This is a genomic window from Streptomyces sp. NPDC002867, assembly GCF_053591895.1.
Genome location: NZ_JBSFUR010000006.1, coordinates 37542 through 53497, shown reverse-complemented (window position 1 = coordinate 53497; position 15956 = coordinate 37542). Strand labels below are relative to the sequence as shown.

Below are 15956 nucleotides of genomic sequence, written 5' to 3'. Positions count from 1 at the left end.
TGTCACGGTTGTCACCGCCTGATCACGCATGTCGCCATTACGCATGCGTTACGTCACAGGCGGTCGACAGCCCTGCCCCCTCCTCCTCCCACCGTCGTTCACGGGGCAAAGGCTCAGCGTCGCCAGCGTCCGCGCGGCAGCACCCCCGACGGCATCCCGCCCGCCGCTGCTGCGCGCAGGGAGGTGCCGGACACATGACGGACAGAAAGCTCTGGTCCTACAAGGACATCGCCGTGCACATCAAGGTGCAGACGGACACGGTCCGTTCGTATCGGAAGCACGGCCTTCTTCCGCCCCCCGACCATGTGGAGGCCGGTAAGCCGTACTGGTTCGCCGACACCATCCGCCTCTGGGTGGCCAACAGGCCCGGGAACAGAGGCCGCAGAAGGTGAGGCCCCCGCATGCGGTGCGGAGCCCCGGATCCACCGGTTCCCGGCGAGGCGGCACCCACCTGTTGGCCTCATACCCCCTGGGGGTATAAAGTGTCTGCGTCAGGGAGCTTCGGCCTTCCCGTGGGCTCCTGGCGCATCATGCACGTGTACGTTCCGCTCATGAGGAGAACGCGATGACCACCGAGACGAAGATCGAGATCGAGACCGTCCAGGGCTCCGGTTCCTGCTGCTCGGCCGACGGCTCCTGCCACGACACCGGGGCGGACGCCCAGGCCGGCGCTGTCACCACGGTCTACCAGGTCTCCGGCATGACCTGCGGCCACTGCGAAGGCGCGGTCAGCAGCGAGATCTCCGAGATCCCGGGGGTCAGCTCGGTGAGGGCCGTCGCGGCCACCGGCACGGTGACCGTGGTCTCCGACGCGCCGCTCGACGAGGCCGCCGTGCGCGCAGCCGTCGACGAGGCGGGCTACGAGCTGGTCGGCCGGGCCTGAACGCCACCGGAACCGAGCGCGCCAGGACCTGTCGGCGCGTCGCACCGTACGTACCGGGGACCGGGCTCCTCCCGATCGGTCCGATACTGGTCGGGTAAGGCCCGGCCCTCGGTACGCATGGAGTCCCGAACGTGGAAACAGCCCAGGTGGAGCTCACCATCGGCGGGATGACCTGCGCCTCCTGCGCGGCCCGCGTCGAGAAGAAGCTGAACCGCATGGACGGCGTGAGCGCCACGGTCAATTACGCGACCGAGAAGGCCCACGTCAGCTACCCGCCGGACATGCCGGTCGCCGACCTCATCGCCACCGTGGTCAAGACCGGTTATACCGCCGCGGAGCCGCCGCCCCCGGCCCCCGAGCCGCAGGACGCGACCCCGTCGGCCGGGACCGGCGAAGGGAACGAGGCCGGGACGGACACGGAGCAGCGCACCCTGTGGCAGCGTCTCGTCGTCTCCGCCGCCCTCTCCGCGCCCGTCGTCCTCATGTCGATGATCGGCGCCCTGCAGTTCGACAACTGGCAGTGGCTCTCGCTCACCCTCGCCGCTCCCGTCGTGGTCTGGGGCGGGCTGCCCTTCCACCGCGCCGCCTGGACGAACCTGCGGCACGGCGCGGCCACCATGGACACGCTGGTGTCCACCGGCACACTGGCCGCGTTCGGCTGGTCCCTGTGGGCGCTGTTCTTCGGGCAGGCGGGCATGCCGGGCATGCGTCACGCCTTCGATCCGGCCGTCTCCCGCACGGACGGGGGCTCGGCGATCTATCTCGAAGTGGCCGCCGGGGTGATCACGTTCATCCTGCTCGGCCGCTACCTGGAGGCCCGCTCCAAGCGCCGGGCGGGTGCCGCCCTGCGCGCGCTGATGGAGCTGGGCGCGAAGGACGTGGCCGTGCTGCGGAACGGCGCGGAGGTACGCGTTCCGGTCGACCGCCTGACGGTGGGCGACCGCTTCGTCGTACGGCCTGGGGAGAAGATCGCCACCGACGGCACGGTCGTCGAGGGGGCGTCGGCCGTGGACGTCTCGATGCTCACCGGCGAGTCCCTGCCGGTGGACGTGACCGCGGGCGACCAGGTCACCGGCGCCACCCTCAACGCCTCCGGCCGGCTCGTCGTCGAAGCCACCCGTGTCGGCGCCGACACCCGCCTCGCCCGCATGGCGAAGCTCGTCGAGGACGCGCAGAACGGCAAGGCCGAGGTCCAGCGTCTCGCGGACCGGGTGTCGGCGGTCTTCGTGCCCGTCGTGCTGCTGATCTCGCTGACGACGCTCGTGGTCTGGCTGCTCGCGACCGACGACGCGACCGCCGCGTTCACCGCCGCCGTCGCGGTACTGATCATCGCGTGCCCCTGCGCCCTCGGCCTCGCCACCCCGACGGCCCTGATGGTGGGCACCGGCCGGGGCGCGCAGCTCGGGATCCTCATCAAGGGACCCGAGGTCCTGGAGTCGACCCGCACGGTCGACACGGTCGTCCTGGACAAGACCGGAACGGTCACCACCGGCCGGATGACCCTTCAGGGCGTGCACCCCGCCGAAAACGCCGACGAGGCGGCACTCCTGCGCTTCGCGGGCGCCTTGGAGCACGCCTCCGAGCACCCGATCGCACGCGCCGTCGCCGAGGGCGCCGAGGGGCGCGTCGGCCCGCTGCCCGCCGCCGAGACGTTCGCGAACGTCCCCGGCCTCGGGGTCCGCGGAACGGTCGAGGGCCATGAGGTGCTCGTCGGGCGCGCGGCGCTGCTGCGGGACGCCGGTGTGGAGCTGCCCGAGGCGCTCGTGACGGCCGCGGCCGGCGACCGGGGCCGTACCGCCGTCTACGCCGCCCGGGACGGCAAGGCGCTCGGGGTGCTCACCGTCGCGGACGCGGTGAAGGAGACCAGCGCCGAGGCGGTACGGGAGCTGCGGGCCCTCGGGCTCACCCCGGTGCTGCTGACCGGCGACGGGCGGGCCGTGGCGGAGGCGGTGGCCGCCGAGGTGGGCGTGGACGAGGTGTACGCGGAGGTCCTGCCCGAGGAGAAGGTGCGGGTCGTCGAGAGGCTGCGGGCCGAGGGCCGGACGGTCGCGATGGTCGGCGACGGTGTGAACGACGCCGCAGCGCTCGCGACCGCCGATCTCGGCCTGGCGATGGGCACCGGCACGGACGCGGCGATCGAGGCCGGGGACCTGACCCTGGTGCGGGGTGATCTGCGGGTCGCCGCGGACGCGATCCGTCTCGCCCGTCGGACTCTGGCGACGATCAAAGGGAATCTTTACTGGGCCTTCGGCTACAACGTCGCGGCCCTGCCTCTGGCCGCGTTCGGCCTGCTCAACCCCATGATCGCGGGTTTCGCCATGGCCTTTTCGTCCGTGTTTGTCGTCACCAACAGCCTGCGCCTGCGCTCCTTCTCGTGACTACAAACAGGTCACAAGACCTTCACAAGGAGACCTAGATCACAGATATTTGGGGGTAACCATTAAGACTCCTCGCGAGTCTAAGTGGGCGATGCCGAGAACGTCTTGGGGGACGTTCATGGAATGTCTTGGGGGACGTTCCAGGCAAGCGTTGGCCGGGGCACGTGCCCGGGGAGCTTTGAGCGGCCCTCCCGTGCGTACGTACCCCGGCAGACCGCGCGAGGAGCTTCTGCTGCCCAGCAGACGCCCGGCCGGATCCCGTGGGGGGAATCCGCTCGGGGATATGGGAAGCGCCCCGTCGCCGACCCGTGGGGGGATCGGCAGCGGGGCGCTTTCCGCGCTTGCTCGCCTGGTGGCTCGCTCGTCCGGAGGACGCGCCCCCTGAGGGGCAGCGGGGCCCGAGGAAACAGGCTCTGGACCGGGGCGCAGCCCACCGGACCGGGGCCGGGCCCGGTCCGGGAAGGCTCGGCCGCGAGCGGCCGGTCTTCGCGCGCCTTCGGCGCGTCTAGCGGGCCTCGACGGGGACGAAGTCGCGCAGGACCTCGCCGGTGTAGATCTGGCGCGGACGGCCGATGCGGGAGCCGGGCTCCTTGATCATCTCGTGCCACTGGGCGATCCAGCCCGGCAGACGGCCGAGGGCGAAGAGCACGGTGAACATCTCCGTCGGGAAGCCCATCGCGCGGTAGATCAGACCCGTGTAGAAGTCCACGTTCGGGTAGAGGTTGCGCGAGACGAAGTACTCGTCGGAGAGCGCGTGCTCCTCCAGCTTCAGGGCGATGTCCAGCAGCTCGTCGGACTTGCCGAGGGCCGAGAGGACGTCGTGCGCCGCCGCCTTGATGATCTTCGCCCGGGGGTCGAAGCTCTTGTAGACGCGGTGGCCGAAGCCCATCAGGCGGACGCCGTCCTCCTTGTTCTTCACCTTGCGGATGAAGGAGTCGACGTCGCCGCCGCCTGCCTGGATGCCCTCGAGCATCTCCAGGACGGACTGGTTGGCGCCACCGTGCAGCGGGCCCCACAGGGCGCTGATGCCGGCGGAGATCGAGGCGAACATGTTCGCCTGCGAGGAGCCGACGAGGCGCACCGTGGAGGTGGAACAGTTCTGCTCGTGGTCCGCGTGGAGGATCAGCAGCTTGTCGAGCGCGGAGACCACGACCGGGTCCAGCTCGTACTCCTGGGCGGGGACCGAGAAGGTCATGCGCAGGAAGTTCTCGACGTACCCGAGGTCGTTGCGCGGGTAGACGAAGGGGTGACCGATCGACTTCTTGTACGCGTAGGCCGCGATCGTCGGCAGCTTGGCCAGCAGCCGGATCGTGGACAGGTGGCGCTGCTTCTCGTCGAACGGGTTGTGGCTGTCCTGGTAGAACGTCGACAGCGCGCTGACCACGGAGGAGAGCATGGCCATGGGGTGGGCGTCGCGCGGGAAGCCGTCGAAGAAACGCTTGACGTCCTCGTGCAGCAGGGTGTGCTGCGTGATCTCGCCCTTGAACCCCGCCAGCTGGTCGACCGTGGGAAGCTCACCGTTGATCAGCAGGTACGCCACCTCGAGGAAGGTGGAGCGCTCGGCCAGCTGCTCGATCGGGTAGCCGCGGTAGCGCAGAATGCCCTGCTCGCCGTCGAGGTAGGTGATCGCGGATTTGTAGGCGGCGGTATTGCCGTATCCACTGTCCAGGGTCACCAGACCGGTCTGGGCTCGGAGCTTCCCGATGTCGAAGCCCTTGTCACCGACGGTGCTCTCGACCACCGGGTAGGTGTATTCACCGTCCGCGTACCGCAGTACTACAGAGTTGTCGCTCACGTCATCCCTCACCGACGTAGTGCCTCTACTTCGAGGTGCCCTGACTGTCTCTACCATCCCCCATTTGGCTCAGGAGAGTGCACTCGGGGTCGACCATTGGGCCCATCGGCGGCACTCAGTGCCGCCAACCTGCTCATCTTGCCCCCTTCGCCCTGGTTCTGAAAGCCGGGACGGGGCAGGCGTGGTGTTTCCCACCCTTCCCGGCGCCTTCCCTCGGGGCGGGGCCCCCGAACCGCCGCCGGGCCGCTCAGCCGACCGGCGGCCCGCCAGCCAGCCGGTGGTCCAGCGCGGTGAAGCGCCTGCCTGCGGAAACCGTACGCACGGCCTGCCCTATCGCCTTGCGGGAGCCGACCAGCACGACGAGCTTTCTGGCGCGGGTGACGGCCGTGTAGAGCAGGTTCCGCTGGAGCATCATCCAGGCCCCGGTGGTGACCGGGATCACCACGGCCGGGTACTCGCTGCCCTGGGAGCGGTGGATCGTGACCGCGTACGCGTGCGCCAGCTCGTCCAGCTCGTCGAAGTCGTACGGCACCTCCTCGTCCTCGTCCGTCAGGACGGTCAGGCGCTGGTCGTCGGGCTGGAGCGAGGTGACGACCCCGACCGTGCCGTTGAAGACGCCGTTGCGCCCCTTGTCGTAGTTGTTGCGGATCTGGGTCACCTTGTCGCCCACACGGAACACCCGCCCGCCGAACCTCTTCTCCGGCAGGTCCGGCCGGGCCGGGGTGATGGCCTGCTGCAGCAGTCCGTTGAGCGTGCCCGCGCCGGCCGGCCCGCGGTGCATCGGCGCGAGGACCTGCACATCCCGCCGCGGGTCGAGCCCGAACTTCGCCGGAATCCGCCGCGCCGCCACGTCCACGGTCAGCCTGCCCGCGTCCTCCGTCTCCTCCGCCACGAAGAGGAAGAAATCCGTCATCCCCGAGGTGACCGGCTGCATACCGGAGTTGATCCGGTGGGCGTTGGTGACGACGCCCGACTGCTGGGCCTGCCGGAAGATGCGCGTCAGCCGCACGCTCGGCACCGGCCCGCCGTCCGTCAGCAGATCGCGCAGCACCTCGCCCGCGCCGACGCTCGGCAGCTGGTCCACGTCCCCGACGAGCAGCAGGTGCGCGCCCATCGCCACCGCCTTGACCAGCTTGTTGGCGAGCAGCAGATCGAGCATCGACGCCTCGTCGACGACGACCAGGTCCGCGTCCAGCGGCCGGTCCCGGTCGTACGCCGCGTCCCCGCCCGGCTTGAGCTCCAGCAGCCGGTGCACCGTCGACGCCTCGGCCCCGGTCAGCTCGGCGAGCCGCTTGGCCGCCCGGCCGGTGGGCGCCGCCAGCACGACCTTCGCCTTCTTCGCCCGCGCGAGCTCCACGATCGACCGCACCGTGAACGACTTCCCGCAGCCCGGGCCGCCGGTCAGTACGGCCACCCGGCTCGTGAGCGCCAGCCTGACCGCGGCCTCCTGCTCGGGCGCCAGCTCGGCGCCCGTGCGCTCCGCGAGCCAGGCCAGTGCCCTGCCCCAGTCGACGTCCCGGAAGGCCGGCATCCGGTCCTCCTCGGCGCGCAGCAGCCTGCGCAGCTGGCCCGCGAGGGACAGCTCGGCCCGGTGGAAGGGCACCAGGTAGACCGCCGTGAGCGGCTCACCGCCGTCGGGACCGGGCACCTGCTCCCGGACGACCCCTTCCTCGTCGGCCGCGAGCTCCGCGAGACAGTCGATGACCAGCCCCGTGTCCACCTGGAGCAGCTTCACGGCGTCCGCGATCAACTGCTCCTCCGGCAGGAAGCAGTGCCCCTGCTCCGTGGACTGGGACAGCGCGTACTGCAGGCCCGCCTTGACCCTCTCCGGGCTGTCGTGCGGGATGCCGACCGCCTGCGCGATCCTGTCCGCGGTCAGGAAGCCGATGCCCCACACGTCGGCGGCGAGGCGGTACGGCTGGTTCTTGACGACGGAGATCGAGGCGTCCTCGTACTTCTTGTAGATGCGCACGGCGATGGACGTCGAGACGCCCACGCCCTGGAGGAAGACCATGACCTCCTTGATGGCCTTCTGCTCCTCCCAGGCGGCCCCGATCAGCTTCGTCCGCTTCGGCCCGAGACCGGGCACCTCGATGAGCCGCTTCGGCTCCTGCTCGATGACGTCGAGCGTGTCGACGCCGAAGTGGTCGACGATCCGCTCGGCGATGCGCGGCCCGATCCCCTTGATCAGCCCGGAGCCGAGGTAGCGCCGTATGCCCTGGACGGTGGCGGGCAGGACGGTGGTGTAGTTCTCCACCGTGAACTGCTTGCCGTACTGCGGGTGGGAGCCCCAACGCCCCTCCATGCGCAGCGACTCCCCGACCTGCGCGCCGAGGAGCGACCCGACGACGGTGAGCAGCTCACCGGCACCCCGGCCGGTGTCGACGCGGGCGACCGTGTAGCCGTTCTCCTCGTTGGCGTACGTGATCCGCTCGAGAACGCCTTCGAGGACGGCGAGGCGGGGCATGACCTGGTTGGACATGAGGCGACGGTATCGCCGGGGTCGGACAGCGCGGGAGGCCTGTGGACAACTGCGCGGTTCACGGGTCCGCGCCGTCGTCCGTCGCCGCTCGCGGGAACGCGCGCTTGACGCCACGGCGCCGCTCGACACCCTGTTCGCCGGCCGGCACCCGCCGACCACGTGCCCGGCCGCGGGGTTTCCCCCGCAGCCCGGCGCTCAGAACACCTCCCCCGCGAACCTCGCCACCGTCTCCTCCAGTACCTCCACCCCGTCCCGCGCCCACAACCCGTCGTTGAACAGCTCGACCTCGATGCTGCCCGTCCAGCCCGTCGCCTCCACGCGCTCGCGCCACTCGCGCATGTCGATCGCGCCGTCGCCCAGTTGGCCACGGCCGTTGAGGACGCCCGCCGGAAGGGGGGTCGTCCAGTCCGCCAGTTGGAAGGAGTGGATGCGGCCCTGTGCGCCCGCGCGGGCGACCTCGGCGGGGGCCCGGTCGTCCCACCAGATGTGGTACGTGTCCACCACCACGCCCACCTGCGTTGCCGGGAAGCGTTCCGCGAGGTCCAGGGCCTGGGTCAGGGTCGAGACCACGCAGCGGTCCGCCGCGTACATCGGGTGGAGCGGCTCGATCGCCAGGCGGACGCCGCGTTCGCCGGCGTAGGGCGCCAGCGCCGAGAGCGCGTCCGCGATCCGTTCGCGCGCCGCGACCAGGTCGCGACTGCCCGGCGGGAGGCCGCCCGAGACCAGGACCAGGGTGTCCGTGCCCAGGGCGGCCGCCTCGTCGATCGCCGCGCGGTTGTCGTCCAGGGCGCGAGTGCGTTCGGCCGGGTCCGGAGCGGTGAGGAAGCCGCCGCGGCACAGAGACGTGACCGTCAGGCCCGCGTCGCGTACCAGCTTCGCCGTCGCCTGCAGGCCGTACGCCGCGACCGGTTCACGCCACAGGCCGACGGCCGGCACGCCCAGGCGGGCGCAGGCCTCGACGAGCGACGGCAGCGACAGCTGCTTCACCGTCATCTGGTTGATGCTGAAGCGCGAGAGGGCGTTCACCGCGGGACTCCGTAGACCGTCAGCAGGGACTTCATGCGGGACTCGGCCGTCGCAGGGTCGGGGAACAGGCCGAGGCCGTCGGCCAGTTCGTACGCCCGTGCGAGGTGCGGCAGAGAGCGCGCGGACTGCAGACCGCCCACCATCGAGAAGTGCGTCTGGTGGCCGGCCAGCCAGGCGAGGAACACCACACCTGTCTTGTAGAAGCGCGTCGGCGCCTGGAAGAGGTGGCGGGACAGCTCGACCGTGGGGTCGAGGAGTTTGCGGAAGCCCGCGGTGTCGCCCGTGTCAAGCACCCGCACCGCTTCCGCCGCCAGCGGGCCCAGCGGGTCCAAGATGCCGAGCAGCGCGTGACTGAAGCCCTGTTCGTCGCCTGCGATCAGTTCCGGGTAGTGGAAGTCGTCGCCCGTGTAGCAGCGCACGCCCTGCGGCAGGCGGCGGCGCAGGTCGACCTCGCGCCGGGCGTCCAGCAGGGAGACCTTGATGCCGTCGACCTTGTCCGGGTGGGCGGCGATCACGTCGAGGAAGACCGACGTGGCCGCGTCCAGGTCCAAAGACCCCCAGTAGCCCTCCAGGGCCGGGTCGAACATGGGGCCCAGCCAGTGCAGGATCACCGGCTCCGACGCCTGGCGCAGCAGGTCCGTGTAGACGGTGACGTAGTCGTCGGCCGACCGGGCCGCGGCGGCCAGCGCGCGGGAGGCCATCAGGATCGCCTGTGCGCCGGTGGACTCGACGAGGGCGAGCTGTTCCTCGTACGCCGCGCGGACCTCGTCGAGCGTCGCGGGCCCGGTCAGCTGGTCCGTGCCCACCCCGCACGCGATCGTGCCGCCGACCGCCTTCGCCTCGGCCGCCGAGCGGCGGATGAGCTCGGCCGCGCCCGACCAGTCCAGGCCCATCCCGCGCTGCGCGGTGTCCATCGCCTCCGCGACGCCCAGACCGTGCGACCACAGGTGGCGGCGGAAGGCGAGGGTGGCGTCCCAGTCGAGGGCGGCGGGAGCGTCGGGGGTGGTGTCGGCGTACGGGTCGGCCACCACATGGGCGGCGGAGAAGACCGTACGGGAGGTGAGAGGCGCACCCGTGGTGAAGGTCAGCGGCTCCGTACGGGGTTCGTACGCGCGGAGCGTGCCGTCGGGGTGCGGGAGCCGGATCGTCACAGCGCGAGCTCCGGAACGCTGATGCGGCGGCCCTCCGCGGACGAGCGCAGTCCGAGCTCGGCGAGCTGCACGCCCCGCGCGCCGGCCAGCAGGTCCCAGTGGTACGGCTCGTCCAGCGCGACATGGCGCAGGAACAGCTCCCACTGGGCCTTGAAGCCGTTGTCGAACTCGGTGTTGTCCGGGATCTCCTGCCACTGGTCGCGGAAGGACTCGGTGACGGGCAGGTCAGGGTTCCACACCGGCTTCGGCGTGGCGGAACGGTGCTGGACGCGGCAGTTGCGCAGGCCCGCGACCGCCGATCCGTGGGTGCCGTCGACCTGGAACTCGACCAGCTCGTCCCGGTTGACGCGGACCGCCCAGGAGGAGTTGATCTGGGCGATCGCGCCGCCCTCCAGCCCGAAGATGCCGTACGCGGCGTCGTCGGCGGTCGCCTCGTACGGCTTGCCGTCCTCGTCCCAGCGCCGCGGAATGTGTGTGGCGACCTGCGCGGTGACGGAGGTGACCCGGCCGAACAGCTCGTGCAGGACGTACTCCCAGTGCGGGAACATGTCGACGACGATGCCCCCGCCGTCCTCGGCGCGGTAGTTCCAGCTCGGGCGCTGCGCCTCCTGCCAGTCGCCCTCGAAGACCCAGTAGCCGAACTCGCCGCGCACGGACAGGATCTCGCCGAAGAAGCCGCCGTCGACCAGGCGCTTCAGCTTCAGCAGGCCCGGCAGGAAGATCTTGTCCTGGACCACGCCGTGCTTGATGCCCGCGGCGGCGGCGAGACGTGCCAGTTCGAGGGCGCCCGCGAGGTCGGTGGCGGTGGGCTTCTCCGTGTAGAGGTGCTTGCCGGCGGCGACGGCCTTCTTGAGCGCCTCCACCCGGGCCGAGGTGACCTGGGCGTCGAAGTAGACGTCGATCGTGTCGTCGGCGAGTACGGCGTCGAGGTCGGTGGAGATCTCCGTCAGTCCGTGCCGGTCGGCGATGGCGCGCAGCGCGTGCTCGCGGCGGCCGACGAGGACGGGCTCGGGCCACAGGACCTCGCCGTCGCCGAGGTCGAGACCGCCCTGTTCGCGGATCGCGAGGAGGGACCGGACCAGGTGCTGGCGGTAGCCCATCCGTCCGGTGACGCCGTTCATGGCGATCCGCACTGTCCTGCGTGTCACGAAGGTACCTCCACGTTCCGCTCGGGTTTCCCGAGATCCCCGATATGAGCGTAGCAAGCGCTTTCTACACGGTATGAAGCTAGCCTGCCGACAGCGGCCCGGACAAGGGGGGCCGGTTCATCTCCTGCGGAGGAAGCGATGACAGTCACCCTGGCGGATGTGGCGGCGCGCGCCCGGGTGTCCCCGGCGACCGTCTCCCGCGTGTTGAACGGCAACTACCCGGTCGCGGCGTCGACCCGGGAACGGGTCCTGCGTGCGGTCGACGAACTGGACTACGTGCTGAACGGCCCGGCGAGCTCGCTCGCCGCGGCGACGTCCGACCTGGTCGGCATCCTCGTCAACGACATCGCCGACCCCTTCTTCGGGATCATGGCCGGGGCGGCCCAGACCGAGATCGGCGGACAGGAGGGCTCGGGGCGGGCCGGCGGCGAGAAGCTGGCCGTGGTGTGCAACACCGGCGGCTCCCCGGAGCGTGAACTGACCTACCTGACCCTCCTCCAGCGCCAGCGGGCCGCGGCGGTGATCCTGACCGGCGGGGCGGTCGAGGACCCGGAGCACATCGCGGCGATGAGCGCCAAGCTGACGAAGCTGGCGGACGCGGGGACGCGCGTGGTGCTCTGCGGGCGGCCCCCTCTGCCCGGGAGCGACGCGGTCCTCGCGGCCCTCGCCTTCGACAATCGGGGCGGCGGGCGGCGCCTCACCGAGCACCTGATCTCGCTCGGGCACCGGCGGATCGGATACGTCGCCGGGCCCGTGGAGCGCACGACGACCCGGCACCGGCTGGAGGGGCACCGTGCGGCGATGGCCGCGGCGGGGCTGGCCGGCGGGGAGGCCGAACAGGACCGGCTGACGGTGCACGGACCGTACGACCGGCGCTCGGGATACGAGGCCACGCTCGAACTGCTGCGGCGGGAGCCCGCGTTGACGGCCGTGGTGGCCGCGAACGACACGGTGGCGCTGGGCGCCTGCGCGGCGCTGCGCGACCAGGGGGTGCGCATCCCGGACGACATCTCGGTGGCGGGCTTCGACGACCTGCCGTTCTCGATCGACGCGGTGCCGGCGCTGACGACGGTGCGACTGCCGCTGTTCGAGGCGGGGGCGCGCGCGGGGCGGCTGGCGATGGGGATCGAGGCGCCGCCGCCGGGAGGCATCGCGACGATCGCGGCGGAGCTGATGGTGCGCGCGTCGACGGCCCGCCCGGGTGCGGGCCTGGGGCGGACGGCGGACGAGGGCTGACGGCGGGCGCGTCGACGGTCCACCCCGGCCGGGGACTCGGGCGGGCGGCGGGTGGGTCTGCGGCTGCGGGGTGAGGCGCGGACCGGGGTGAGCCGGGGCGGAGTCGGGGGCGCCGGGGGAAGCCCGCACGTCCGGAGCGGCGACATGGGGGGCGCGCACGGGCGGCGGGCGCAAGCCGCCCCGTGACTCGCGCGCCCCGTCCACACCACCCGCAGGCTCTTGCTGCCGGTCACGGCGCGGGCATAGCTTTGACTCAGTCAAAGGTATGCCTCTGGAGGCCGCCATGTCCGTCCACGAAATCCGCGCCTTCAACCGCTTCTACACGAACCTCATCGGCGCCCTCGACTACGGCAAGCACCTCTACACGCCGTACACCCTCACCGAGTCCCGCGTGCTCTACGAGCTCGCCCACAGCCCTCGCACCGACGCCGCCGACCTGCGGGCGGAGCTGTCGCTCGACGCGGGATATCTGAGCCGGCTGCTCGGCAAGTTCGAGCGGGACGAGCTCGTCGAGCGGGCGCCGTCCGAGGCCGATCCGCGGCGGCAGCGGATCACGCTCACCCCGCGCGGGCGGGAGGCCGCGGCCCTGCTGGACGAGCGGTCGCGCCGGGCCGTCGGGACGCTGCTGGACGGGGTGCCGGAGCCGGAGCGCAAGCGGCTCGCCATGGCGATGCGCACGGTCCGCGAGGTGCTGTCCGACACCCGGCCCGACGGCGGCCCGGAGCCCGTGCTGCGCGACCCCGGCCCCGGTGATCTCGGCTGGATCGTGCAGCGTCACGGCGCGCTGTACGCGGCGGAGTACGGGTGGAACACCGAGTTCGAGGGCCTCGTCGCGAAGATCGTCGCCGACTTCGCGCAGGGCCACGACCCGAGCCGGGAGCGGGTGTGGATAGCGGAGCTGTACGGCCGTCCGGTGGGTTCCGTGATGTGTGTACGGGACGACGCCCCGTCCACCGCGCGGCTGCGCCTGCTGCTCGTCGAGCCGGAGGCCCGCGGGCACGGCCTGGGCGACCGGCTCGTGCGCACGGCCGTGGATTTCGCGCGGGGGGCCGGGTATCGGGACATGGTGTTGTGGACGAACGACGTGCTGCACAGCGCCCGCCGGATATATCAGCGGGCGGGCTTCACGCTCGTCGCGGAGAAACCGCATCGCTCGTACGGGGCGGAGCTGGTCGGCCAGGACTGGCGGCTGCCCCTGCGCGAACCGCCCCTGCAGGAAGGACAGACCCCATGAAGTTCGCTTTCTCGACCCTCGGCGTTCCCGGCATGCCCGTCGCGGACGTGGCCGCGCTCGCCGCCGCGACCGGATACCAGGGCGTGGAGCTGCGCACGCACCCCGAGGAGCCGGTGCACCTGGGCCTCACCACGCCCGAACGGCAGGCGGTGGTGAAGGAGTTCGGGCAAGCGGGTGTCGAGATCCTGACCGTCGCCGGGTACGCGCGGGTCGCGGCGGCGGGTGACGACGGTCCCGTCCTGCAGGAGCTGGACCAGTTGGTCCGCCTGGCCGGCGACCTGGGGGCCGCGTTCGTCCGGGTGTTCCCGGGCGGCGGCGACCAGGACCCGTCGGAGGCCGACGCGATCGCGGCGCGGCGGCTGGGCGCGGCCGCGGAAACCGCGGCGAGCGCGGGGGTGCGGATCCTGCTGGAGACGCACGACTCGCACCGCACGGGCGCCGATGTCTCGCGCGTCCTCGGCACCGTCGGCCACAAGCACGCGGGCGCGCTGTGGGACGTGATGCACCCGTGGCTCGGCGGCGAGGATCCCCGGACGACGCACGCCGGCCTGAGCCCGTTCCTCGGCTACCTCCAGGTCAAGGACGTGGCCTCGCGCGGCGACCTCACCCCGCTCCCGCTCGGCGCCGGTCTGCTTCCGCTCGCCGAGTGCCTGTCCTTGGCCGACCCGGACGGCTGGGTGTGCTGGGAGTACGAGAAGCGCTGGTACGAGGGAGCGGCCGAGCTGCCGGGGCTGCTCGTGGCGGGCCGGGAGCATCTGCAGGGACTGATCTGAGGGGGCGCGAGGACGGTTCGGCCGGGGCCGAAGGGATGAGCGCCCAGCATGTGGGGGACGGCGTCCCACCGAGGAACGAGGTCCCATGTTCGAGCAGGAAGTAGCCGACCGATTCCGGCGGATCAACGGCGACCATCCGATGACACCCGCGGACGACGCGTATGTCACCGCGCAGTTCGCCGTACTGGACGAGCTGTGCGCGACCGAGGCCCGCGATCCCGGAGCCGTACGCCTGACGATGCTGGCGGGACTGCTGCCGCTGCCCGGCTACCTGCGCTCCGACGGCGCGCAGATGGTCCCCCGGGACCTGTTCGCTCTGACGGAGCGGGCCGGCGGACCGGAGCGGCTGGAGGCGTGGTTCACGGCGCACTGGGCGGACGGGGCGACGGGACGGCGGGAGTGGGAGGCGTACCTGAGCGGGCAGTACGTGTGCCTGCACGAGGTGAGCCCGGCCACGATCCGGCGCAAGGAGCGTCTGACGGCGGCCATCACGGCGGCCCCGTCCGCGCCGGACGCGGGCTCGGCCGGGTGGACGGCCCGGCTGCACGCGCTCATCGACGAACTGGACGCGCTGGAGCCGGCGTTCACGGGTTACGACCGCCTCCGCTTCGGCGGCCCCACCTCGCGTGACGTGTGCATCGACGCGATGCGGGCGCGTTACCCGCGTCCCGGGTCGGCTATCGCCACGGGAGCGTGAGCCAGGGGCTCTCCGGGTCGGAGGTGAGCACCTTGCAGCTCTCCGCGACCTCCCTGTACCAGGGGCCGAACTCCTCCTCGTCGAAGTGGAGACACCTCCCCAGCACGAACCCGGCGCCGAAGTCCTCCCAGGAGCGGTACGCGACCTGGGCGGCCTGGCCGGCGCGCAGGACCGCGGCTTCCGCCTCCGCCACGTCGCCGAAGCGGGCGGCCACTCCCCACCGGGCCATGCTGACCGCCCGGCCGTAGTCCCAGGCGAGGACGGAACGGACATGACGGCCCTCCGGCAGCAGGCCGTCCGCGCGGAAGCGGGCCTCGTAGCGGGTGATGCGGCCGATCAGCTGCTGCACACCGTTGAGGGCCGACTCGGGCACCGTCTCGGGTTCCGCGTTGCGGCGCATGACGTGGGCCGCGGCTTCCCGCCACAGGGAGGTGTCGACCGTCCCACCGTACTGCCGCGCGAGGGACTGGCGGACGGACAGGGCGAACTCCCAGACGCGGCTGACGTACTCCGCGTTCAGGAGAGAGTGCAGGGTCTTCCGCCAGTCTTCGGGGCTCTTCACCCCCCACCACTTCTCGAGCGAGTTCCGCTCGTCGACGAAGCCGGCGCCGTGGAAGGCCAAGGCATTCCACAGTTCGCCGTTCTTCACCGCGAAGAGGGCTCCGCAGCCCAGTCCGTGAGCAACCGCCCCCTGGAGCGGCCCGCCGACCCGCAGGGTGCGGAGCGTGCCGCATTCGGCGGGCGAAATGCGCTCCGCGTGCTGCCGCCACAGGTGGAGCGTCTGCGGGTTCGCGGGGAAGTACGCCTCGCCCGGTGTGCCGGGGTTGATGGCGAGCCAGCGGTTGTCGTTGCCCCAGGTGCGCACCACGTACGAGAAGGGCCGGGGTTCGAACACGGGGTCGGGCTGCGGTACCGGGAGGACGCCCTCGGTGTAGTAGGCGAAGCACCAGGTGCCGGTCACCGGGCTGCGGAACGGGGCGTGCGGCGTCCTGCCCGCCTCGGCCTCGGCACGGGACACGGGCCAGTAGAGATACGTCCCGGCGAGCACGTCGAAGAACGCGGCCCAGTCGCCCCGCATCTTCGCCTCGTACAGCCTGCGTTCGACGTCCGTCGGTGCCAGCCAGCCGCCCGCCGACGTGCCTCCCGTCACCAT

The 15956-nt window shown here is 71.7% G+C and carries 13 protein-coding genes; 7 read left to right on the top strand and 6 right to left on the bottom strand.

Annotation, left to right across the window (positions count from 1 at the left end; all coding sequences use genetic code 11):
* Positions 1–194 precede the first annotated feature (194 nt).
* From ACWD0A_RS07750 to ACWD0A_RS07740, 3 genes are all read left to right on the top strand, one after another.
* Positions 195–392, top strand: a complete 198-nt coding sequence (locus ACWD0A_RS07750) for a MarR family transcriptional regulator (RefSeq protein WP_307715413.1) — start codon at positions 195–197, stop codon at positions 390–392.
* A 173-nt stretch (positions 393–565) separates the two neighbouring features.
* On the top strand, positions 566–883 hold the full coding sequence (locus ACWD0A_RS07745) for a heavy-metal-associated domain-containing protein (RefSeq protein ID WP_451295636.1): 318 nt from the start codon (positions 566–568) through the stop codon (positions 881–883).
* A gap of 167 nt (positions 884–1050) precedes the next feature.
* Complete coding sequence (locus tag ACWD0A_RS07740; protein ID WP_451295953.1) at positions 1051–3261, top strand: heavy metal translocating P-type ATPase; 2211 nt, start codon at positions 1051–1053, stop codon at positions 3259–3261.
* A gap of 505 nt (positions 3262–3766) precedes the next feature.
* Here ACWD0A_RS07740 and ACWD0A_RS07735 read toward each other — a convergent pair.
* The 5 genes from ACWD0A_RS07735 to ACWD0A_RS07715 form a co-directional block, all read right to left on the bottom strand.
* Positions 3767–5056, bottom strand: a complete 1290-nt coding sequence (locus tag ACWD0A_RS07735) for a citrate synthase (protein WP_307715410.1) — start codon at positions 5054–5056, stop codon at positions 3767–3769.
* A gap of 247 nt (positions 5057–5303) precedes the next feature.
* On the bottom strand, positions 5304–7523 hold the full coding sequence (recD2, locus tag ACWD0A_RS07730; RefSeq protein ID WP_451295951.1) for an SF1B family DNA helicase RecD2: 2220 nt from the start codon (positions 7521–7523) through the stop codon (positions 5304–5306).
* Positions 7524–7733: 210 nt separating this feature from the next.
* Positions 7734–8564 (bottom strand): sugar phosphate isomerase/epimerase family protein, encoded by an 831-nt coding sequence (locus tag ACWD0A_RS07725; protein WP_451295633.1) that lies wholly within the window; start codon positions 8562–8564, stop codon positions 7734–7736.
* The gene (locus tag ACWD0A_RS07720) at positions 8561–9715 is read right to left on the bottom strand and encodes a dihydrodipicolinate synthase family protein (RefSeq protein ID WP_451295631.1); all 1155 of its coding nucleotides are present in this window, start codon (positions 9713–9715) and stop codon (positions 8561–8563) included. Before ACWD0A_RS07720 ends, ACWD0A_RS07725 begins: the two co-directional genes overlap by 4 nt.
* Entirely contained in the window at positions 9712–10863 is a 1152-nt protein-coding gene (locus ACWD0A_RS07715; RefSeq protein ID WP_451295629.1) for a Gfo/Idh/MocA family protein, read from the bottom strand. The genes ACWD0A_RS07720 and ACWD0A_RS07715 overlap by 4 nt, the downstream gene beginning before the upstream one ends.
* Positions 10864–11001: 138 nt before the next feature.
* On the opposite strand from ACWD0A_RS07715, the gene ACWD0A_RS07710 reads away from it, so the two are divergent.
* The 4 genes from ACWD0A_RS07710 (at position 11002) to ACWD0A_RS07695 (ending at position 14803) form a co-directional block, all read left to right on the top strand.
* Entirely contained in the window at positions 11002–12099 is a 1098-nt protein-coding gene (locus ACWD0A_RS07710) for a LacI family DNA-binding transcriptional regulator (RefSeq protein WP_451295627.1), read from the top strand.
* A 283-nt stretch (positions 12100–12382) separates the two neighbouring features.
* Complete coding sequence (locus ACWD0A_RS07705; RefSeq protein WP_451295625.1) at positions 12383–13333, top strand: bifunctional helix-turn-helix transcriptional regulator/GNAT family N-acetyltransferase; 951 nt, start codon at positions 12383–12385, stop codon at positions 13331–13333.
* Complete coding sequence (locus ACWD0A_RS07700) at positions 13330–14106, top strand: sugar phosphate isomerase/epimerase family protein (RefSeq protein ID WP_451295623.1); 777 nt, start codon at positions 13330–13332, stop codon at positions 14104–14106. The genes ACWD0A_RS07705 and ACWD0A_RS07700 overlap by 4 nt, the downstream gene beginning before the upstream one ends.
* Positions 14107–14191: 85 nt before the next feature.
* Positions 14192–14803 carry a DUF6058 family natural product biosynthesis protein gene (locus ACWD0A_RS07695; protein ID WP_451295621.1) on the top strand — a complete coding sequence of 204 codons (612 nt, stop codon included), beginning with the start codon at positions 14192–14194 and terminating at the stop codon, positions 14801–14803.
* Here ACWD0A_RS07695 and ACWD0A_RS07690 read toward each other — a convergent pair.
* A complete protein-coding gene (locus ACWD0A_RS07690) occupies positions 14784–15956 on the bottom strand; it encodes a DUF1266 domain-containing protein (protein WP_451295619.1) in 1173 nt (390 codons plus the stop codon). The two genes, ACWD0A_RS07695 and ACWD0A_RS07690, sit on opposite strands and share 20 nt — an antisense overlap.